Origin of the sequence: Nonomuraea sp. B10E15, assembly GCF_039871615.1 — a bacterium.
GTDB lineage: Bacteria > Actinomycetota > Actinomycetes > Streptosporangiales > Streptosporangiaceae > Nonomuraea.
Window position 1 is genome coordinate 163,896 of the sequence record NZ_JBDPMB010000005.1, and the last position, 15,710, is coordinate 179,605.

Sequence of the window (15,710 nt, forward strand, 5' to 3'; positions counted from 1 at the left end):
GGCTACAGGTCGCTCTGGTCGTAGCCGGTCAGCACCGTGACCTGCTGGCCGTGGTTGCGCTCCCGCAGCCCGGAGATGAGGTCGGCGGGCTCGCTGCCCTTCTTGATCCGGACGGTGTACATCAGCTCGGTCAGCGCGCCGGCCCTGATGGACTCCATGCTGACCAGCTCGAACTCGTCGGTGTGCCGGACCAGGACGTCCTGGACGGCGTGGGTGTAGTCCTCGTCCGACGGCACCTGCACCTTGACGACCTGGCGGCGCACGTTCAGCTGGAACCAGTTGAACCTGCTCATGATCATGATGATCAGCGAGATCGTCACGGCGGCCACCACGGCCAGCAGGTAGAAGCGGGTGCCGACGGCCATGCCGACCCCCATCACCAGGAAGATGAACCCGACGTCCCTCGTCTCCTTGATGGCGTTGCGGAACCGTACCACCGACAGGGCGCCCACCAGGGCGAAGGCGCGGGCGATGTTCGAGCCGACGACCAGCATGATCAGCGAGATCAGCATGCCGAGGACGACGAGCGTCTGGACGTAGGACTGGCTGTAGGAGACGTTGCGGTGCGTCGCCCGGTACACCCAGCCGATCATGGCGCTGAGCACGAACGACAGCGACATCGCGATCGCGATGTCGGCCACGCTGAACGTGCCGGACAGGTCCTGGAAGGAGAGGTCCATGGGTCATGCCTCCGCGGGGGCGGTCAGGGCCGACGAGAGTCCGGAATCCAGGTCGTGGCCGGGGATGTGGAAGATCGAGCGTGGCGCGAGCCCGTGCGCCTCCACGCTCTGGCAGTACTTCGAGAGCCGCACCACCTGCAGGTTCCGCTCGGCGGTCAGGTCGGTGAGCCAGTAGGGGACGCGCTCGTTCGCCTTGACCTCCATGATCGCTTTGCCGGGCGGGACGATGAACCGGTTCGCGGCGTTCGCGCCCAGGTGGAAGTCCCGGTCGCGGCCGCGTACGCGCTGGTCGAAGGTGACCCGCAGGCCCACGTCCGCGCCCCGCCCGACGTAGGCGTGCCGCTGGTAGCCGGTCATCGCGGTGGCGCGCAGGTCGAGCCGGCAGACCAGGTCGAGCACCTCCTCCAGGAAGCCCCGCTCGGACGGCTCGTGCCCCACCTGCTCCCGCCCGTCGCACAGGCGCAGGGCGTCCCGGTACGGCAGGCGTACCCGGCGCTTCTGCGTGACCCGGTTGACCCGCTGCTTGATCTCGACATGGACCGGGGTCTCGCCGGTCACCGCGAAGCGGTCGCCGTAATGGCGGATGCGCAGCTTCCTGCGGAACCTGAGGCCCTCGATCTTCTCCCAGTAGAAGCGCAGCCGGCGGGTGTCGTAGTAGACGCTCCAGACGCCGTATCCGCCGTCGCCGCTGTGGCGGTCGCGGTCGAGCACGGTGTCCATCTCGTCGCGCAGCTCGCGGGCGACGGCGGCGTCGACGAGATACTTGATCTCGTACCTGTTGAACGCGTGCAGCCGGCTGGGGGCGCGCAGCGCGTGCCCCGCCTCGCCGGGGGCGCCGGCCGCCGGGACCTCGGGCCTGTGTGCGGGGACGGGGCGCCTGCGGAATCTTCGCAGCATGTCTCTCCCTTCGTGACAGCCCATAGGGGACAGCAACAACCTGGGAATAGTGTGTGAACCCTGTCGCACCGGGCGATGAACACGCGCGCCGCGGCCGCGTCAGACGTCGCCGGCCCTGGGCCTGCGGCTCGACCGGCCCGTCGACCGGGCCGTCGACCGGCCCCTAGACCGGCCCCTAGACCGGCCCCTAGACCGGCCCCTGGACCGGCCCCTGGACCGGCGGCTCGACCGGTCCCTCGACCGGCAGGACGACGCGGAAGGTGGTGCCGCCGCCGCTGCATGCCTCGATGCGGCCGCCGTGCGCCTCGACCAGCGCCGCCGCGATGGCCAGCCCCAGGCCGGTGCCGCCGCTGCCGCGGGAACGGGCGGCGTCGGCCCGATAGAAGCGGTCGAAGACGTGCGGCAGATGCTCCGCCGCGATGCCCGGCCCGGCGTCGTGCACCTCGATGACCGCCGCCCGTCCGGTCACCCGAGCCCCCACCCACGCGCCCGCGACCCCGCCCGCGTCAGTCGTCCCGTTCCCGGCCCGTGCGCCCGTCGTCCCGTTGCCGGCCCGCGCGGTCGTGCTCGCGTTCGCCGTCCCGTCGCCGGCCCATGAGGCGGGGCCCTCTCCCGGCGTCCGGGCCGGGGCCCGTGCGTCGGCGCCGGCCTCGCTGACGGTCACCCGGACCGCCGTGCCCTCGGGGGTGTGGGCCACGGCGTTGCCGACGAGGTTGGCGACCACCTGGTGCAGGCGGTGTTCGTCGCCCGTCACCCGTACCGGCCGCTCGTCCAGGACCAGCTCGATCGGCCGTCCCGGTGCGCGGGCCCGCGCACCGTGCACCACGTCGCCCGCGACGACGTGCAGGTCCACCTCCGTCAGGTCGAGCGCCCGCTCCTGGTCCAGCCGCGCCAGCAGAAGCAGGTCCTCCACCAGCACGCCCATCCGCTCGGCCTCGTCTTCGATGCGGCTGAGGATGCGCGCCACGGCGGGATCCGGCTCGCGGTCGCCGTGCCGGTACAGCTCGGCGAACCCCCGGATGGACGTCAGCGGCGTACGCAGCTCGTGCGAGGCGTCGGCGAGGAAGTGGCGCAGCCGCTGCTCCGAGTGCTCGCGCTGGCGCAGGGCCTCGCCGAGGCGGCCGAGCATGATGTTGAGCGCGTGCCCCAGCCGCCCGGTCTCCGTGCGCGGGTCGCTGTCGGAGACCCGCCGGTCGAGCTCGCCGCCGGCGATCGCGGTGGCGGTGCGTTCCATCCGGGTCAGCGGGCGCAGGCCGAGCCGTACGACAGCCAGCGCCACCGCGCCCAGGAGCACCAGCACCAGCGCGCCCGCCGCCACCTCGATGACGAGCAGTTGCCGCACGGTGCTCCTGGCCGCCTCCAGCGACATCGACACCACCGCGCGGTTGCCGTCGGGAAGGGCCACCACGAGCGCGCGCCAGTCGGTGTCCCCCGACCTGCCGGCCACGGTGAAGGGGCGCGGCGGGAGGGCGGCGATGGTGTCCGCGGGGACGTCCGGCCCGTCGGCGGGGCGGGGGCTCGCGCGGGCGGGCGCCCCCGACGGCCGGTGGAAGTCCACCCGGAACTGGCTGGGCAGCTCCACCTCACCCCTGCGCGGCGGCCGCACGAGAGGGGGCGGCGGCCGTCCCTTGCCGAACGTGGCCGCGAAGGCGGTGAGCTGCGTGTCCACCCGGGACAGCAGCGAGCGGTCGAGCAGGATCACCCCGGCCGTCGCGAACACCGCCAGCGCCGCCGCCGACAACCCGAGCAGGGCGGCCAGCAGCCGGTGGCGCAGCGGCCAGGCCCGCGCGATCGGCCTCATCGGCCGCGGTCCAGGAGGCTCTGGTCGCGCAGCGAGTAGCCGACGCCGCGCAACGTGTGGATCAGCGGCGGGCCCGCCACGTCGATCTTGCGGCGCAGGTAGCTGATGTAGGACTCCACGATCCGGCTGTCGGCGCCGAAACCGTGGTCCCACACCCGGTCGAGGATCTGCGGCTTGCTGACGACCCGCTCCGCGTTGATCATCAGGTAGCGCAACAGGGCGAACTCCGTCGGCGACAGGTGCACGTGACGCCCGGCCCGCCGTACGACGTGGGTCTCCTCGTCCAGCTCCAGGTCGGCGTAGCGGAGCAGCCCGTCGTCGTGCGCCTGCTCGCGAGGACTCGTACGGCGCAGGATGGCGCGGATGCGCAGCACCACCTCCTCCAGGCTGAACGGCTTGGTGACGTAGTCGTCGCCGCCCGCCGTCAGCCCTGCGATCCGGTCGGCCACCGTGTCGCGCGCCGTCAGGAACAACACCGGCGGCCCGCCGCCGTCCGGCCGCAGCCTCTGCGCCACCGCGAACCCGTTGAGGTCGGGCAGCATCACGTCCAGCACGATCAGGTCGGGACGCTCCTCGCCGACGCGGGCCAGCGCCTGCGTGCCCGAGGCGGCCGTGCGCACGGCGAAGCCGTTCAGCTCCAGGGCGTCCTGGAGCAGCTCGCGGATGTTGGGCTCGTCGTCGACCACCAGGACCACGGGGTTGCCGGCGGTGCGGGGGCTCGGTGCGTCCATGCGGGCTGTTGTATCCGGTCTGCCTGGGAGTTGTGTGTGAGCAGCCTAGGCCGGATATTCGCGTGCTCGGTCCGCGCGCCGCGTGCCACACTGGCCGCCGGACCGGCGGTGATCAGGGGGATGTGATGGCCGACGAAGAGGTGCTGGCCGGAGGCGGCGTCAACCACGTGGTCAGGGTCGGCGCCACCGTACGCAGGCCGGCCGGCCCGTGGACGCCGGCCGTGCACGCCCTGCTCGACCACCTGGCGGCCCGCGGGTTCTCCGGGGCGCCAAGGAGCCACGGCATCGACGACCAGGGCCGCGAGATCCTCGACTTCGTGCCGGGCCGGACCGCCGACTATCCGCTGCCCGCATGGGTGCGCTCCGACGACGCCCTGGTCGCGGCCGGCCGGCTGCTGCGCCGCTACCACGACGCCACCGCCGGCTTCTCCGTTCCTCCCGGCGCCGTCTGGTATTTCCCGCCGGTGAGCCCGGTCGAGGTGATCTGCCACGGCGACGTCGCCACGTACAACTGCGTGTTCCGCGGAGGGCTGCCGGTCGCGTTCATCGACTTCGACACCGCCCACCCGGGGCCCCGCGTCTGGGACGTGGCCTACGCCGCCTACCGGTTCGTGCCGCTCAGCGACCCCCGGCACGCCGGCGCACGCCCGGTCGAGGAGCAGGCGCGGCGGCTGCGCCTGTTCGCCGGCGCGTACGAGCTCGGCGACGACGACCGCGCCGCGCTCGTCGCGACCGCGCGGGCCCGCCTGGAGCACCTGGTCCGCCACATGCACGAGCGGGCGGCCGCGGGCGACGAGGCGTTCGCCGGCCACGTCGCCCGCGGCGACGACGTCTACTACGAGTGCGACCTCGCCCACCTCGCGCTGCACGAGGCCGCGCTGCGGCGTGACCTCACTTGCCGAAGCCCACGGTCAGACCGCTGAGCAGCTGGCGGCGGCCCACGACGTAGAGGATCAGGATGGGCAGCGTGGTGAGCACCACGGACGCCAGCACCGCCGGCACGTTGATGCTGTACTGGCCCTGGAACGACCAGAGCGCCAGCGGCAGCGTGCGCTTGTCGGGGCTCTGCGTGAGCACCAGCGGCAGCAGGAAGCCGTTCCAGATCGTCAGCGCGTTGTAGATCGTCACCGTCACCACGGCCGGCCGCGTCAGCGGGAACGCCAGCCGCCAGAGCATCGCCGTCTCGGTCGCGCCGTCGAGGCGCATCGAGTCGAACAGCTCCTTGGGCACGTCGCGGATGAAGTTGGACAACACCAGCACCGACAGGGGGATCGCGAACGCGATCGACGGCAGGATCATCCCCAGCAGCGAGTCGTACAGGTGCAGCCGGATGATGATCAAGTAGACGGGGATGATCGTGGCCTGCAGCGGGATGGCCAGCCCCATGAGGAAGAGCGAGTTCGTCAACCGCAGGAACCGGCTCCGCTTGCCGGCCCGGATGATCGCGTACGACGCCATGAAGGAGATGAGCACCGCGGGAATGACCGCGCCCAGCGTGACGACGACGCTGTTGACGAAGTACAGCGGGAAGTCCGACTCGATGACCATCACATAGTTGGCCAGCGTGGGCTCGCCGGGCGGCACGAGCGGGTTCTCGGCGTAGTAGTTGCTCTGCGACTTGAAGCTGGTGATGACGATCCAGTAGATCGGCACGACCACGACCGCCAGCCAGATCCAGGAGCCCAGGCCCGCCAGCCAGTTGGGCCGGCCCCTGGGCCGGTTGCGGCGCCGGTGCCGCGGCTGGGGCCCGCCCTCCATGACCTCGGGCTTCGTGGTGAGCGTGGACGCCATGTTCTAGGCCCCTTCGAGCTGGCTGTGGCTCGTGTCGCGGCCGCCGAGCCGGCGCAGCACCAGCGCCAGCACGAGCCCCACGAGCACGAGGATGACCGCGATCACGCTGGCCAGGCCCATCTGGCTGGCCTGCCATCCGCGCACGTACATGTCCAGGGCGAGCACCCTGGTGGCGTCTCCCGGCCCGCCCGCGGTCAGCACGAAGATCAGGTCGAAGAAGGTCAGCGACCCGACGACCATGAGCGTCGAGGACGTGATGATCGTGTACTTCAGCTGCGGCAGGGTGATGCTGAAGAACCTGCGCACCCGGCCGGCGCCGTCGAGCTCGGCGGCCTCGTACATCGAGCGCGGGATCTGGCGTACGCCGCCCTGGTAGATCAGGGAGTGGAACGGGATGAACTGCCAGGACACCACGAAGATCACCACGCCGAACGCGAGGTAAGGGTCGCCGAGCCAGTCCTGCACGAGCAGCGGGATCTGCAGCCCGGCGCCGAGCCCGAAGTTCGGGTCGAGCAGCGCCTTGTAGGCGATGGCGATGGCCGCGGAGCTGAGCAGCAACGGGATGAAGTACACCACGGACAGGATCGCGCGGTAGCGGTGGTGGTTGGCGAGGAACGTGCCCAGCAGGATGCTGGCCGGCGTCTGCACCGCCCAGGACATGGCCATCACGAGGAACGTCACCCACAACGCGTGCGGCAGCCCCGGGTCGGCGAGCACGGTTTTCCAGCTGTCGACGCCCGCGAAGTGGATGTCGCCAAGTCCGTCCCACGAGGTGAAGCTGAGGACGAGGACCCCGATCAGCGGGATCAGCCCGAACCCGGTGAAGACCACCAGCGCGGGCACGGACATCCACGCGAGCGAGCCGCCACGGCCCTCCCGCTTGGGGGCCGTGGCGGAGGTCGCGAGCGCGCTCACTTGCCGATGACCGCGTTCATGTTGGTGGCGAACTCCTTCGGGGAGATCGACAGCTGGAACAACTTGGCGATGTTGTCCAGCAGCACCTCGGCGGCCGTCGGGCTGAGCGCCTGGTCCCACGACTGCGCGAACGTCTTGGCGTTGACGGCGATGTTGTAGACGAAGTTGAGGAACTCGGCGTCGTCGGAGGCGGCGAACTCCTTGTCGGCGCCCTTGACGATCGGCACCGCGCCGGTCGCGACCCACTCCTTGACCGCCTGGTCGCCCATCAGCTCGGTGGCGAAGAACTTCTTGGCGATCTCCTTCTGCTCGGGGGTCGCCTTGGAGGAGATCGACATGTACTGGCCGGGGTTGCCGACGGTGTTGCTCGGGTCGCCCTTGCCGCCGTCGATCGGCGGGAAGTTGATGTAGCCGAGGTTGCCGCCGGAGACGAAGTCGCCGCCGTCCGTCTTCATGCTGCCGTACGTCCAGCCGCCGTGCAGCATCATCGCGGCCTTGCCGGTGTAGAGCAGCGCCTGGTCGGCGTTGGAGTCGGCGGTGATCGAGGAGAAGCCCTTGATGAACCCGTCGGCCTTGATCAGCTCCTGCATCTTGCCCAGGGCGTCGATGGCGACCGGGTTGTTCCAGGCGTCCTTCTCCGCGTCGAACACGGCCTGGAACACCTCGGGGCCGCCGAGGCGGTCGAAGAGGAACTCCAGCCACATCATGTTGGTCCAGCGCGACTGGCCGCCGAGCGCGAACGGCGCGATGCCCTTGGCGTTGAACTTGGGCACCAGGTCCATGATGTCGCCCCACGTCTGGGGCGGCTGCGCGCCGATCTTGTCGAAGGCCCGCTTGTCGTAGTAGAGGACGATCGGCTGCATCGTCTCGCAGGGCATCGCGTAGATCTTGCCGTCGATCGTGGCGGCGCCGAAGGAGGAGGGGAACAGCCGGTCCTTCAGCGTGGCGTTCTGGTCGAACCAGGAGGTGAGGTCGTCGACCTGGCCCGCCTGGACGTAGCTGCGCAGCGTGCCGCCGCCCCAGCCCCAGATGAGCGTGGGCGCCTGGCCCGCGCCGATAGCTGTCTTGATCTTGGTCTTGAACGCGTCGTTCTGGAAGGTCGTCCCCGCGATCTGACCGTTGGGGTTGGCCTTGTTGAACCGTTCGACGGTCCTGGTGCGCACGCCCTCCTGCGGCTGCGTCGACAGGTACCAGTAAGTAGCGCCGCTGCCGCCGCCACCACTAGGGGTGCCGGGCCTGGTCGGGCCCGAGCTGCCACAGGCGGCAAGCGCGGCTCCCAGGGGCAGGCCCATGGAGAGGCTGAGAAAAGTGCGGCGAGACGTTGTCCTTGGCTCCACGGGGATCTCCGTACTCGAACGTCGCGGTGTCTGGCCGCGGCTCGTTGGTCATCGGATGCGGTGGCCGGCGGTCGTGGATCGGCGTCCTCGGGGACACCACTGGTCCACTCCTCCTTGAGTCAGCTCTCCGAAACTTTTTCGACATGACCGCGGGTTTCGCCAATCTAGGTTTCGGCCAAAGGTGTGTCAAGACCCGCCGCGGAGCGAACAGATTACGGTCCGGCCAAGGCCCGTGTACAGTACTGGGGCGCGGGCTATCGCTGGTCCACCTGGCCTTCGGAAATCCGCGATGAGATCGTCGGCCGGCCTCGAAATATTTCGAAATGTCTCCGACACAAACGCACTTCTTGAGGAGAGCAGCAGATGACGGCTCTAGAGCGGACACCTGAGGCGGACCGGGCACTCCGTCCGTGGCAGGACCCGGCGCTTCCCGTCGCCGACCGAGTCGACGCCCTCCTCGCGGAGCTGACCCTGGAGGAGAAGATCGGCCAGCTGGGCAGCCGGTGGATCGGCAACGACATGCCGGAGCCCGACGAGCCGGAGCCCGGCTCCGAGTCCCCGAACGTCGCGCCCATGCAGGACGTCTTCGGCGCCTCCGGCTCCGTCCCGCTGGAGGAGGCCGTCCGCGACGGGCTCGGCCACCTGACCCGCGTGTACGGCAGCGCCCCCGTGACCACGGCCGAGGGCGCCGCCGAGGTGGTCCGGCTGCAGCGGGCCGTGGTCGGGAGCTCCCGGCTCGGCATCCCCGCGATCGTCCACGAGGAGTGCCTGACCGGCTTCACCAGCTACGGCGCGACCGTCTACCCCGCGGCCATCGCCTGGGGAGCCACCTTCGACCCCGGCCTGGTCGAGCGGATGGCCGCGGCCATCGGGCGCGACATGGCCGCCCTGGGCGTGCACCAGGGCCTGTCCCCGGTGCTCGACGTCGTGCGCGACTACCGGTGGGGGCGGGTCGAGGAGACGATGGGGGAGGACCCGTACCTCGTGGCGATGCTCGGCACCGCCTACGTCCGCGGGCTCCAGAGCACCGGCGTCATCGCCACGCTCAAACACTTCGCCGGCTACTCCGCCTCGCGGGCGGCCCGCAACCACGGCCCCGTGCCGATGGGCCGCCGCGAGCTGATGGACATGATCCTGCCGCCGTTCGAGACGGCCATCACGCTCGGCGGCGCGCGCTCGGTGATGAACTCCTACTCCGACGTCGACGGCGTCCCCGCCGGGGCCGACCCCTGGCTGCTGACCGAGCTGCTGCGCGACGAGTGGGGCTTCACCGGCACGGTGGTCTCCGACTACTGGGCGGTCCCGTTCCTGGCGACCATGCACGAGGTCGCCGCCGACACCGACGAGGCCGGCGTGCAGGCGCTCACCGCCGGCGTCGACGTCGAGCTGCCCGACACGCTCGGCTTCGGCCGGCACCTGGCCGAGCGGGTCAGGAACGGCGACCTTCCCGAGTCGCTGATCGACCGGGCCGCCCGCCGACTGCTCACCCAGAAGGCCGAGCTCGGGCTGCTCGACCACGACTGGACACCGGAGCGTTCGGTCGCCGCGGCCGGAGGCGTCGGCCTCGACTCGCCGGGCAACCGCGCACTGGCCAGGGAGCTGGCCGAGCGCTCGATCGTCCTGCTGGACGGCGGAGACGTCCTGCCGCTGCTCGGCGAGGGCCGCGAGGGCCCGCGCAGCGTCGCCGTGGTCGGACCCGCCGCCCACGACCCGCGCACGTTCATGGGCTGCTACGCCTTCCCCAACCACGTCCTGCCCCGCCATCCCGGCCTCGGGCTGGGCATCGAGGCGCCCACCGTGCTCGACGCGCTGCGCGGGGAACTGCCCGGCGCCGAGATCCGCCACGAACGCGGCTGCGACGTGCGCGGCGACGACCGCTCCGGCTTCGCCGCCGCGGTGGCGGCCGCGCGTGGCTCCGACCTGTGCGTCGCCGTCGTGGGCGACCTGGCGGGGCTGTTCGGCCAGGGCACCTCGGGCGAGGGCTGCGACGCCGACGACCTGCGGCTTCCCGGCGTGCAGGCCGACCTGCTCGCCGAGCTGGCCGCCACGGGCACGCCCGTCGTCGTCGTCGTGGTCTCGGGGCGCCCGTACGCGCTGGGGGAGGTGCACGCCGGAGCCGCCGCGCTCGTCCAGGCGTTCATGCCCGGTGAGGAGGGCGCGGCGGCGATCGCCGGCGTGCTGTCCGGACGCGTCCAGCCCGTGGGCCGGCTGCCCGTGCAGATCCCGCGCGGTCACGGCGGGCAGCCGGGCACCTACCTGCAGCCGCCGCTGGGCACCAAGAGCGAGGGCATCAGCAACCTCGACCCGACCCCGCTGTTCCCCTTCGGATACGGCGCCTCCTACACCGCCTTCGACGTCGGCGACCTGGTGATCAGCGACGCCGAGGTGCCCACAGACGGCGAGTTCACGGTGGCGGTGAACGTCCGCAACACCGGCGGCCGGGCGGGCGAGGAGGTCGTCCAGCTCTACCTGCACGACGTCGTCGCCCAGGTGACCAGACCGGTGCGGCAGCTGGCCGGGTTCGCCCGCGTGCGGCTGGAGCCCGGCGAGAGCACCGGCGTGCGCTTCCACGTCCACGCCGACCGCACCGCCTTCACCGGCCGCGACCTGCACAGGATCGTCGAGCCGGGCGAGATCGAGGTGCTCGTCGGCACCTCGGCCGCCGACCTGCCGTGCCGCGGCACCGTACGCCTGACCGGTCCGCTGCGCCGTCCCGGCCCCGGCCGGCGGCTCGTGACACCCGTTGACGTCGGTCACGGCGCCGCCGGGCAAGGGGGTGGAGATGCCGGCCAGTCCTAGGCGGACCACGCTCGCGACCGTCGCCGCCTCGGCGGGCGTGTCGGTCGCGACCGTGTCGAAAGTGCTCAACGGCCGCAGCGACGTCGCGCCCGCCACCCGCTCGCTGGTGGAGGCGCTGCTGCGGCAGCACGACTACGTCGCCCCCAGCCCGCGCCGGGGCGAGGTCGCCGGGGCGGGCAGCGTCGAGCTGCAGTTCGACGCCGACCTCAACGCCTACTCGACCGAGATCATCCAGGGGGCGGTGGCCGCCGCCGGGGAGGCCGGCGTCGGGGTCGTGGTCAGCATCAGGCGCGCCGACCGCACCGCCGCCTGGGCCCGCGGCCTGGCCGCCGCCGGCCGCCGGGCGCTGATCGCGGTCACCAGCGAGCTGACCACCGGGCAGCTCGCCGCGCTGGCCAGAGCCCGGGTGCCGCTCGTCCTCATCGACCCGCTCAACCTGCCGCGCACCCGCGTGACCAGCATCGGGTCGACGAACTTCGCCGGCGGCCTGGCCGCCACCCAGCACCTGCTCTCCCTCGGCCACCGGCGCATCGCCTACGTCGGGGGCCCGGCGGCCGCGGCCTGCAACCAGGCCCGGCTGCACGGCTACCGCGCCGCCATGGAGGCCGAGGGCACGCCCGTGCTGCCGGGCTACGTGCAGACCGGGCACTTCCGCTACCACGACGGCGTGACGGGCGGCGCGGCCGTGCTCGAGCTGCCGCGCGCCCCCACGGCGATATTCGCGGCCAGCGACGAGACCGCGCTCGGCATCATGGAGGCCGCCCGGGCGCGCGGCCTGCGCATCCCCGAAGACCTCAGCATCGTGGGGTTCGACGACACCCAGATCGCCCAGATGGCCTCACCGCCGCTGACCACCGTCCGCCAGCCGCTGCGCGAGATGGGCGGCGTGGCCCTCCGCACCGCGCTGCGCCTGGCGGCCGGGGAGAAGATCGACTCCCACCACGTCGAGCTCGCCACCGGCCTCGTGGTCCGTGGCTCCACGGCCCCCGTCGCACCCGCCTGAACGTCCGCCGCCGGCTCGGCGACGTCGCCGTCCTCGCCGCTCCGGGAAGATCGTGGGCGTGGAAATGGTTGCCTCTGTTCGTGGAGGAGAGCGAGGTCGTGGTGATCGGCGCCGGGCAGGCGGGACTGTCCAGCACGTACTTCCTGCGCCGGCTCGGTTTCGAGCCGGTCGTGCTGGACGCGGCGGAAGGGCCCGGGGGAGCGTGGCGGCACCGTTCGCCCACGCTGACCATGGACAAGGTGCACGGTGTCTTCGACCTGCCCGGCCTGCGCCGCCCGCCGGAGACCACGGGCCGGCGGCCGGCCGCCGAGGTGGTGCCGGGCTACTACGCGGACTACGAGCGCGAGCAGGGGCTGGAGGTGCTCCGGCCGGTCAGGGTCGAGTCCGTGCGGCGCGGGCCGGGCGGCCGGCTGGCGGTCGTGACCGACGCGGGGGAGTGGGCGGCAAGAGCCGTGGTCAACGCGACCGGCACATGGACGCGACCTCACTGGCCGTACTATCCGGGAGCCGCCGGATTCCGCGGGCGCGCGCTCCACTACGTGAGCTACCGCGGGCCGGCGGAGTTCGCCGGCCGCCACGTGGCCGTCGTGGGCGGCGGGGCCTCGGCGATGCACGTGCTGTCCGAGACGGCCGGGGTCGCCGCCACGACGGCGTGGTTCACCCGCCGCCCGCCCCTGTTCAGGGACGACTTCGACGAGGAGGCCAGGCGGGAGGTCGTGGCGATGGTCGACGAGCGCGTGCGCGCCGGCCTGCCGCCGCAGAGCGTCGTCGGCGTCACCGGACTGCCCTACACCACGGTCGTGCGCGAGGCGCTCGCCAAGGGGGCGCTCGACCGCCTGCCGATGTTCGACCGCATCACCGAGCACGGTGTCGCGTGGAACGACGGGCTGACCGTCGAGGCCGACACCATCATCTGGGCCACCGGCTTCCGCTCCGCCCTCGACCACCTCGCGCCCCTGCGCCTCAGGGAGCCGGGCGGCGGCATCACGGTGGACGGGACCCAGGTGGTCAAGGAGCCCGCGCTCCAGCTCGTCGGCTACGGCCCGTCGGCCAGCACGATCGGCGCCAACCGCGCCGGCCGCACGGCCGCCCGCAACGTCCGCGACCACCTCGCCGCCACGCCCGCCCGCCCGGCCGCCTGAAACCCGTGCCCGCCCGGCCCGTCGGCCCGCTGGTGCGTGCGGCAGCCGGGTGCGAGGCGGGCGGTCACCGTTCGGCGACGCCGAAGGCGGTCCAGCCCCGGTCGGGGAAACCCGCCGCCCGCGCCACGGCCGCCGACGCGGCGTTCTCCAGGGCGTGCAGGTACGTCGGCACCGCCCCTTCGTCGAGCACCCGCCGGGCGGCCTGCGCCACCAGCCTCCTGGCCAGCCCGCGCCCGCGCGCCGCCGGGGCCGTGACCACCGCCAGCTCGTGCCCGTACGCGTCGTGCCGTTTGATCCCCACCCCCGCCAGGTGCTCGCCCGTGCCGGGGTCGGTGGCCACCAGGACCTCCCCGCCGAAGGGGTGCAGCCAGGCCGGCACGCCGGGGGCGGTGGCGGGCCGCCACCGCCCGGCGTCCTGCAGCGGGGCCGGGCGGGTGGTCCAGCGGAAGGCGGCTTCGAACCAGCCGCGCTCCGCGTAGGCGACGATCTTGGGCACCTCGGCCATCGTCCGAGCGGCGGCCACGCGGGTCACGTGCTCCGGTGGCACCGACAACACGCCGCCGTCCGGGGTGCGGACGCCGAGCGCCGGGTGGATCTGGCCGTCCCAGCCGGGCAGGGTGCGCCGGCGGGAGCCGGTGACCTGGAGTTTCTCCGTGGGCGGCCAGGCGCCGAGCCACTCGCGCAGATGATCGTCGATCGCCACGAGGCCACTCTAGGGAGGAGGAAGGATATCGATTGCGGCAGGGGGCCGGTCACCCGGGCGAAGAGGGTCGACACACGGTGTTACACCGGGTTAGCGTCCTGACATAAGGATCTTTATCGGGTCAGGAGGTCCCCTATGGACGTTCCCGGCTACACCGAAATCCGGGAACTCGGACACGGCGGGACCGGGCGGGTCATGCTCGCCGTACGCGACTCCGACGGGCTGGCGGTCGCGATCAAGCACCTGTCCGACCCGCTGCGCGAGGACGACGAGTTCGCCGGCAGGTTCAGGGCCGAGGCGCAGGTCATCCAGGAGATCGACAGCCCGCACACGGCCCGCGTGCTGGACTACGTCGAGGCCGGCGACGACGCCGTCATCGTCATGGAGCTGGTCGACGGCGTCACGCTCCGGCGGCTGCTGGCGGACGAGGGCGCGACCGGAGCGGAGTCGGCGCTCGTGGTGCTGAAGGGGGCGCTGCTCGGGCTGGCCGAGGCGCACGAGCGCGGCGTCGTGCACCGGGACTTCAAGCCCGAGAACGTGATCATCACCCGGGAGGGTGAGAGCAAGCTCGTCGACTTCGGCGTGGCCGCGCACGTCGGCGAGACGGCCGACCTCGTCGGCACCCCCTCCTACATGGCCCCCGAGCAGTGGGACGAGGCCCCGGCCGGCCCGGCGACCGACGTCTACGCCGCGACGCTGGTGTTCTTCGAGTGCCTGACCGGCCATCGCCCCTTCCAGGGGACCGACGTGGCCGCCCTGGCCTACCAGCACCAGCACGTCCCGCCGCCGGTCGAGGAGGTGGACGAGCCGCTGCGGCCGATCGTCGAGCACGGCCTGGCCAAGGACCCCGCGGCCCGGCCGGAGTCGGCGCGCGTGTTCCTGGCCGAGCTGGAGGGCGTCGCGCTGGCCTCGTACGGGCAGGACTGGGAGCGGCGGGGACGGGCCGGCCTCGGCCTCCTGACCGTGCCGCTCACCGCGCTGCTGCCCCGGCCGCAGCCGGCGGCCGACGGGGGCTCCACGAGCCTGTTCCACACCACGCTGGCGCCCGCGACCAAGTTCGCGGTGACGGGCGGGCTGGTGCTGGCGACCGCGGCGGCGGTGGTGTCGGCGTTCGTGGTCCTGGGCGATCCGCCCGACACGAGGAGCGGCACCGCCCTTCCGCCGCCACGGACGCGTCGGCGTCCGCGTCCGTGGCGGCGCCGGCCACCCCGACGGCGGCCTCCCCGACGTCCGCCGCGCCGACCTCGCCGGAGCCGGAGCCGAGCGTGTCGCTCAGGGAGACGCCGCCGGCCGTCACCCACGTCGGCCGGCCGGACACGCCGCCCGTGGTGAGGCCGCGCCCGACCCGCGAGCCGACCCGCGAGCCGACCCGCGAGCCCACCCGCGAGCCGACTCGCGAGCCCACCCGGACCAGCCGTCCGGAGCCGACCCCGCCGACGACCCCGCCGACGACCCCGCCGACGACCCCGCCGACGACCCCGCCGACGACCCCGCCGACGACCCCGCCGACGACCCCGCCGACGACCCCGCCGACGACCCCGCCGACGACCCCGCCGACGACGCTGCCCACCGCCGGCGACCCGCCCGCCACCGACCCTCCTGACGATCCGCCCGACGACCCGCCGCCCGGCACGAACGAGCCCGACCCTCCGGTGCGGGACAGGGAGCCGCTCCTGTCGGTCTCGGTCTCGGTGTCGCTCGGCCTGCCGGTGCTCGGCGGCGACGGCGACGGCCTGGTGGACGCCGGCATCGGCCTGGGCCTGGGCTCCAGCCTTCTGGGGGTCGTGCTGGTGCCGGGGTCGGTGCTGCTCGGACGGCAGATCGTGGTCCGCAGGGTACGCCGGTCGCGCGAGCGGGGCCGGCCGTGAGTTGCGTGCCACGGGCCATGATCGTCTACCAAGATCGTCCGCA

Annotated in this window: 14 protein-coding genes; 6 read left to right on the plus strand and 8 right to left on the minus strand. The window is 72.7% G+C overall.

What is annotated here, in order from left to right:
* Positions 1 to 2: 2 nt before the first annotated feature.
* The 4 genes from ABGB14_RS18590 to ABGB14_RS18605 form a co-directional block, all read right to left on the minus strand.
* A complete protein-coding gene (locus ABGB14_RS18590; protein ID WP_347644928.1) occupies positions 3 to 680 on the minus strand; it encodes a DUF4956 domain-containing protein in 678 nt (225 codons plus the stop codon).
* A gap of 3 nt (positions 681 to 683) precedes the next feature.
* Complete coding sequence (locus ABGB14_RS18595; protein ID WP_347644929.1) at positions 684 to 1,577, minus strand: polyphosphate polymerase domain-containing protein; 894 nt, start codon at positions 1,575 to 1,577, stop codon at positions 684 to 686.
* 187 nt (positions 1,578 to 1,764) lie between these two features.
* Positions 1,765 to 3,378 (minus strand): HAMP domain-containing sensor histidine kinase, encoded by a 1,614-nt coding sequence (locus tag ABGB14_RS18600; RefSeq protein ID WP_347644930.1) that lies wholly within the window; start codon positions 3,376 to 3,378, stop codon positions 1,765 to 1,767.
* A complete protein-coding gene (locus ABGB14_RS18605) occupies positions 3,375 to 4,109 on the minus strand; it encodes a response regulator transcription factor (protein WP_347644931.1) in 735 nt (244 codons plus the stop codon). Before ABGB14_RS18605 ends, ABGB14_RS18600 begins: the two co-directional genes overlap by 4 nt.
* A 125-nt stretch (positions 4,110 to 4,234) precedes the next feature.
* Here ABGB14_RS18605 and ABGB14_RS18610 point away from each other — a divergent pair, with 125 nt between their 5' ends.
* A complete protein-coding gene (locus tag ABGB14_RS18610) occupies positions 4,235 to 5,032 on the plus strand; it encodes an aminoglycoside phosphotransferase family protein (RefSeq protein WP_347644932.1) in 798 nt (265 codons plus the stop codon).
* On the opposite strand, the gene ABGB14_RS18615 is transcribed toward ABGB14_RS18610, so the two are convergent.
* The 3 genes from ABGB14_RS18615 to ABGB14_RS18625 form a co-directional block, all read right to left on the minus strand.
* Complete coding sequence (locus ABGB14_RS18615; protein WP_347644933.1) at positions 5,001 to 5,900, minus strand: carbohydrate ABC transporter permease; 900 nt, start codon at positions 5,898 to 5,900, stop codon at positions 5,001 to 5,003. The two genes, ABGB14_RS18610 and ABGB14_RS18615, sit on opposite strands and share 32 nt — an antisense overlap.
* A gap of 3 nt (positions 5,901 to 5,903) precedes the next feature.
* Positions 5,904 to 6,749 carry a sugar ABC transporter permease gene (locus ABGB14_RS18620; protein ID WP_347645172.1) on the minus strand — a complete coding sequence of 282 codons (846 nt, stop codon included), beginning with the start codon at positions 6,747 to 6,749 and terminating at the stop codon, positions 5,904 to 5,906.
* Between the two features lie 62 nt (positions 6,750 to 6,811).
* A complete protein-coding gene (locus tag ABGB14_RS18625; RefSeq protein ID WP_347644934.1) occupies positions 6,812 to 8,107 on the minus strand; it encodes an extracellular solute-binding protein in 1,296 nt (431 codons plus the stop codon).
* Between the two features lie 408 nt (positions 8,108 to 8,515).
* On the opposite strand from ABGB14_RS18625, the gene ABGB14_RS18630 reads away from it, so the two are divergent.
* From ABGB14_RS18630 to ABGB14_RS18640, 3 genes are all read left to right on the plus strand, one after another.
* A complete protein-coding gene (locus tag ABGB14_RS18630) occupies positions 8,516 to 10,951 on the plus strand; it encodes a glycoside hydrolase family 3 N-terminal domain-containing protein (protein ID WP_347644935.1) in 2,436 nt (811 codons plus the stop codon).
* Positions 10,935 to 11,954 (plus strand): substrate-binding domain-containing protein, encoded by a 1,020-nt coding sequence (locus ABGB14_RS18635; protein WP_347644936.1) that lies wholly within the window; start codon positions 10,935 to 10,937, stop codon positions 11,952 to 11,954. The genes ABGB14_RS18630 and ABGB14_RS18635 overlap by 17 nt, the downstream gene beginning before the upstream one ends.
* Positions 11,955 to 12,034: 80 nt before the next feature.
* Complete coding sequence (locus tag ABGB14_RS18640; protein WP_347644937.1) at positions 12,035 to 13,096, plus strand: NAD(P)-binding domain-containing protein; 1,062 nt, start codon at positions 12,035 to 12,037, stop codon at positions 13,094 to 13,096.
* Positions 13,097 to 13,160: 64 nt separating this feature from the next.
* Here ABGB14_RS18640 and ABGB14_RS18645 read toward each other — a convergent pair whose 3' ends face one another.
* On the minus strand, positions 13,161 to 13,799 hold the full coding sequence (locus ABGB14_RS18645) for a GNAT family N-acetyltransferase (protein WP_347644938.1): 639 nt from the start codon (positions 13,797 to 13,799) through the stop codon (positions 13,161 to 13,163).
* Positions 13,800 to 13,934: 135 nt separating this feature from the next.
* Here ABGB14_RS18645 and ABGB14_RS18650 point away from each other — a divergent pair, with 135 nt between their 5' ends.
* Both ABGB14_RS18650 and ABGB14_RS18655 read left to right on the plus strand, forming a co-directional pair.
* The gene (locus ABGB14_RS18650) at positions 13,935 to 15,131 is read left to right on the plus strand and encodes a serine/threonine-protein kinase (protein ID WP_347644939.1); all 1,197 of its coding nucleotides are present in this window, start codon (positions 13,935 to 13,937) and stop codon (positions 15,129 to 15,131) included.
* Positions 15,065 to 15,667 (plus strand): hypothetical protein, encoded by a 603-nt coding sequence (locus ABGB14_RS18655; protein WP_347644940.1) that lies wholly within the window; start codon positions 15,065 to 15,067, stop codon positions 15,665 to 15,667. The genes ABGB14_RS18650 and ABGB14_RS18655 overlap by 67 nt, the downstream gene beginning before the upstream one ends.
* The last annotated feature ends 43 nt before the right edge of the window (positions 15,668 to 15,710 follow it).

Excerpts from the sequence above, each read along its gene's own strand:
- ABGB14_RS18600 (WP_347644930.1), bottom strand. The coding sequence starts at position 3,378 with ATGAGGCCGATCGCGCGGGCCTGGCCGCTGCGCCACCGGCTGCTGGCC.
- ABGB14_RS18620 (WP_347645172.1), bottom strand. The coding sequence starts at position 6,749 with ATGTCCGTGCCCGCGCTGGTGGTCTTCACCGGGTTCGGGCTGATCCCG.
- ABGB14_RS18630 (WP_347644935.1), top strand. The coding sequence starts at position 8,516 with ATGACGGCTCTAGAGCGGACACCTGAGGCGGACCGGGCACTCCGTCCG.
- ABGB14_RS18615 (WP_347644933.1), bottom strand. The coding sequence starts at position 5,900 with ATGGCGTCCACGCTCACCACGAAGCCCGAGGTCATGGAGGGCGGGCCC.
- ABGB14_RS18590 (WP_347644928.1), bottom strand. The coding sequence starts at position 680 with ATGGACCTCTCCTTCCAGGACCTGTCCGGCACGTTCAGCGTGGCCGAC.
- ABGB14_RS18625 (WP_347644934.1), bottom strand. The coding sequence starts at position 8,107 with ATGGGCCTGCCCCTGGGAGCCGCGCTTGCCGCCTGTGGCAGCTCGGGC.
- ABGB14_RS18610 (WP_347644932.1), top strand. The coding sequence starts at position 4,235 with ATGGCCGACGAAGAGGTGCTGGCCGGAGGCGGCGTCAACCACGTGGTC.
- ABGB14_RS18650 (WP_347644939.1), top strand. The coding sequence starts at position 13,935 with ATGGACGTTCCCGGCTACACCGAAATCCGGGAACTCGGACACGGCGGG.
- ABGB14_RS18635 (WP_347644936.1), top strand. The coding sequence starts at position 10,935 with ATGCCGGCCAGTCCTAGGCGGACCACGCTCGCGACCGTCGCCGCCTCG.
- ABGB14_RS18595 (WP_347644929.1), bottom strand. The coding sequence starts at position 1,577 with ATGCTGCGAAGATTCCGCAGGCGCCCCGTCCCCGCACACAGGCCCGAG.
- ABGB14_RS18605 (WP_347644931.1), bottom strand. The coding sequence starts at position 4,109 with ATGGACGCACCGAGCCCCCGCACCGCCGGCAACCCCGTGGTCCTGGTG.